Annotated in this window: 4 protein-coding genes; 2 read left to right on the top strand and 2 right to left on the bottom strand. The window is 69.5% G+C overall.

Going from position 1 to position 3,210, the window contains the following annotated elements; translation table 11 throughout:
* Nucleotides 1–221: ATP-binding protein (locus tag ETD96_RS42845; RefSeq protein ID WP_138642199.1), on the bottom strand; the 221-nt coding region annotated here is incomplete at its 3' end.
* A 146-nt stretch (nucleotides 222–367) separates the two neighbouring features.
* Between ETD96_RS42845 and ETD96_RS42850 the strand changes: the two genes are divergently transcribed.
* Together ETD96_RS42850 and ETD96_RS42855 are read left to right on the top strand one after the other, a co-directional pair.
* Nucleotides 368–1,222 (top strand): helix-turn-helix domain-containing protein, encoded by an 855-nt coding sequence (locus ETD96_RS42850; protein WP_138642200.1) that lies wholly within the window; start codon nucleotides 368–370, stop codon nucleotides 1,220–1,222.
* 23 nt (nucleotides 1,223–1,245) lie between these two features.
* Complete coding sequence (locus tag ETD96_RS42855; RefSeq protein ID WP_338072669.1) at nucleotides 1,246–1,425, top strand: DUF397 domain-containing protein; 180 nt, start codon at nucleotides 1,246–1,248, stop codon at nucleotides 1,423–1,425.
* A gap of 155 nt (nucleotides 1,426–1,580) precedes the next feature.
* Here ETD96_RS42855 and ETD96_RS46325 read toward each other — a convergent pair whose 3' ends face one another.
* The gene (locus tag ETD96_RS46325; RefSeq protein WP_205719748.1) at nucleotides 1,581–3,077 is read right to left on the bottom strand and encodes a serine/threonine-protein kinase; all 1,497 of its coding nucleotides are present in this window, start codon (nucleotides 3,075–3,077) and stop codon (nucleotides 1,581–1,583) included.
* Nucleotides 3,078–3,210 lie beyond the last annotated feature (133 nt).

The raw sequence follows: 3,210 nt of genomic DNA on the forward strand, positions 1-3,210 counted from the left end.
ACGTCCCCGTCCAACACGGAGAACAGCACCGTCACCCTCCCCCGCCGCCCCGACGCGGTGTGCTCGACCGCGTTCGTGAACGCCTCGTTCACGCACGTCTGGACGTCCCCGAGCGACGGATGCCCCTCCCCCAGCACGTCCCGCGCGAAGAGGCGCACATGCTTCGCCGACCGCTCCACGCCCGGCAGCGTGAGCGCCGCGATGACCTCGCTGATCGCCATGAAGATCCCTTCTCTCGGGACTCAGGCTCCAAGCACGGCGCGACGGCCGCACCACGTTCCGTGTCCTCCGAAAGGACCCCTCACTGAAAATTCAGCGCTCTCCAGTTTTCCGGACATCCGACTCCGTAGCGTGACACTCTGATCACATGTCGGAAGCGACCCTGTCCACGACGCGCCGCCGCAAGATCGGACGAGTGCTCCGCCGACTGCGTGAGGAGTCCGGATACACCCTCAAGACCGCCGGCGCGCACCTCGAACGCTCCCCCTCGTCCCTGAGCCAGATCGAGAACGGCGTGCAATGGCTGCGCCTCCGCGACCTCGGCTTCATCCTCGACCGGTACAACGTCCCCACCGACCTCCGCGCCGCCCTCATGACCCTGGCCGAACAAGACCGCCAACCGGGCTGGTGGGACGCCTACCGAGACCTGGTCAGCCCCGAGGCCCTCGACCGGGTCTCCCTGGAACACGATGCCTCCCGCATCATCACCACGGAGACCACGTTCATCCCCGGCCTCCTCCAGACCGAAAGCTACGCCCGCGCCGTCAACTCCACACGGGTTCCCGTAAGACCGACGGACGCGGTCGAACGCTATGTCGCGTTTCGCCTGGCACGGCAGGGAATCCTTCGCCGCGAAAACCCCGCCCGCATACAGGTAGTCCTGGATGAGGCAGCGCTCCGTCGTCCTCGTGGCGGTCGCCACGTTATGCGGAGCCAGCTGCGGAGACTCCTCAACGAGGCCGAGCAAGAGCACGTGCTCTTGCAGATCTTGCCGTTGAGCATCGATCCCGGCGCAGCATACGTAGGCCAATTCCAGCTCATCGAGATCGGCTCGCCACCCATCGTCAGGGCGGTCCTGACCGATCATTTCACCGGCCAGTGGATCCTGGAGGAGGAGGAAGCGGTCTCGGAGTACCAATCAAGGTTCACCGACCTGCGCTCTTCCGCACTCGACGAACCGGCTTCTCGGGAACTGATCAACCGCATAATATCGGAGCTATGAGCACCTCAGACCGGCCACCCGTCATGTGGCGAAAGAGCAGCTACAGCGGCTCACAAGCCGACGACTGCGTGGAAGTGGCACCTGATGGCGCCTCAGTGGCAGTCCGAGACTCGAAGGATCCGGACGGGCCCATGCTCGCCTTTGCTCCCCGCGCCTGGAACGATTTCCTCACCAAACTCAAGGACCGGCATTCCTCCTTGTAGATGCGGGTGGCGGGGGCGCTTTACCGGGTGTCCTCCGCCAGGTGCACGAGAGCCGGCCTCCGTCACTGCCACGTGGACGCGGCCGGGTGGAAAGTGCGCGCACTCGATGGCCAACGTCCTGGAGCCCGCACGTGCCGCCGCGGCCGGCGTCCGCCTCAGACGCGGTCGGCCTTGAGGGCGATCTGAGCGGTGGTCCAGGCCAGCCCCATGAGGGCGAGGGCGGTCACGAGCATCCATTCGTCGATGAGGTCGACGGTGACCGGGGCCAGGTTGACCGACTTTCCCAGGGCCCCGAAGGCGATCACCGGCCACAGCACCGCGACGAAGCCCTCAAGGACGACGGCCGGCCCGAGCAGTGCCCCGAGCGGCCTGCGGGACGCCGTTCCGGCGAGCAGCGGCCTGTTCACCGCCGTGAAGGCGAGCATGAGCGCGGCCGCGCCCGCCAGCCAGGCGAAGACCATGCCGTACCCGACGTCGGCGGTCCCGGAGTACCGCAGGGCCGCCGCGATGGGGATCCGTCCCACCGGCGCCGCGAGGAGAGCCGCCAGGTTGACGACGACCACGCAGGCGAGGACGAGCACGGGCCGGTGAGGGAGGCTCCACAGCCATGCCGAGAGGGCGATCAGAAGCACCAGCAGCCCCATCAGCCAGTACGGGCCTTCCTCCAGCACGACTTTCGCCCCCATCCCGTCGTGGAGCTGGAACGGCAGCAGGAGGGTGCCGGCGACGGCGGTCCAGGCGCAGGCGAGAGCGCCCCGGGCGGCGACCGGACGGCGGCTTTCGTTCGCGGGCCCCGGAGCGGACGGACGATTCGGGGCAGGAGGCCGTTCGTCGCCATCGGCCACGGCGGTGAGCAGGGCGCGGGCCTGTGCGGGAGTCAGCCGGGCGGCGGGGTCTTTGCGGAGCAAGCCGGTCAGGAGTCGCGCGAGCGGCCCGCCGCATGCGGGCGGGGGCGGCTCCTGTGTGGCGATGGCGATGAACAGGGCACTGTGGGTGGGGGCGGTGAACGGCGGGCGGCCCTCCACCGCCGCGTACAGGGTCGCGCCTAACGACCACAGGTCAGAGGCGGGCGTGGCGGGCTGGCCGTGCACCTGCTCGGGCGACATGTAGGCGGGCGTGCCCAGCACCGCGCCCGAGCGGGTGAGCGTGGCGTCGCCCTCCACCGCCGCGATGCCAAAGTCGGTGAGGACGACCCGCTCCTCTTCCAGCAGCACGTTGGCCGGCTTGACGTCGCGGTGCACGATCCCCTGCGCGTGCGCGGCCGACAGGGCGTCCAGCATCGCCAGGCCGATTGCGGCCACCTGCCGCGCGGGTAACCGCCCCTGTTCCGCCAGCAGCCGCTCCAGCGACCAACCCCGGATCAGCTCCATCACAATCCACGGGCGGCCGTCCTCGCCCATGACCCGGTCGTAGACGGTGACGATGGCCGGGTGCCGAAGCCGGGCGGCGGCCCGGGCCTCACGCTCCATCCGCGCGTACCACACCGCCCGCTCCTGCTCGGTGACCTGCTCGGGCACTCGCAGTTCCTTGATGGCGACCTCGCGGTCGAGGTCGGCGTCATGGGCCCGCCACACCGACCCCATGCCGCCCTGCCCGATCCGCCCGAGGTTGCGGTAGCGGCCCGCCAGCACCCCTTCACGGTCCCAGCTCACGATCAGAATTTACCGCGCCCTCCCCGACGGGATCGGTTCGAAGGCGCGCTGCCGTGGGCGGGGCGGTGCCAGGATTGCCGGTGCGGGACCGGACGACCGTCGAGGAGGCGCCATGGCCGGGGATGCCCAGGGG

It is taken from the genome of Actinomadura geliboluensis, from assembly GCF_005889745.1.
Taxonomy (GTDB): domain Bacteria; phylum Actinomycetota; class Actinomycetes; order Streptosporangiales; family Streptosporangiaceae; genus Spirillospora; species Spirillospora geliboluensis.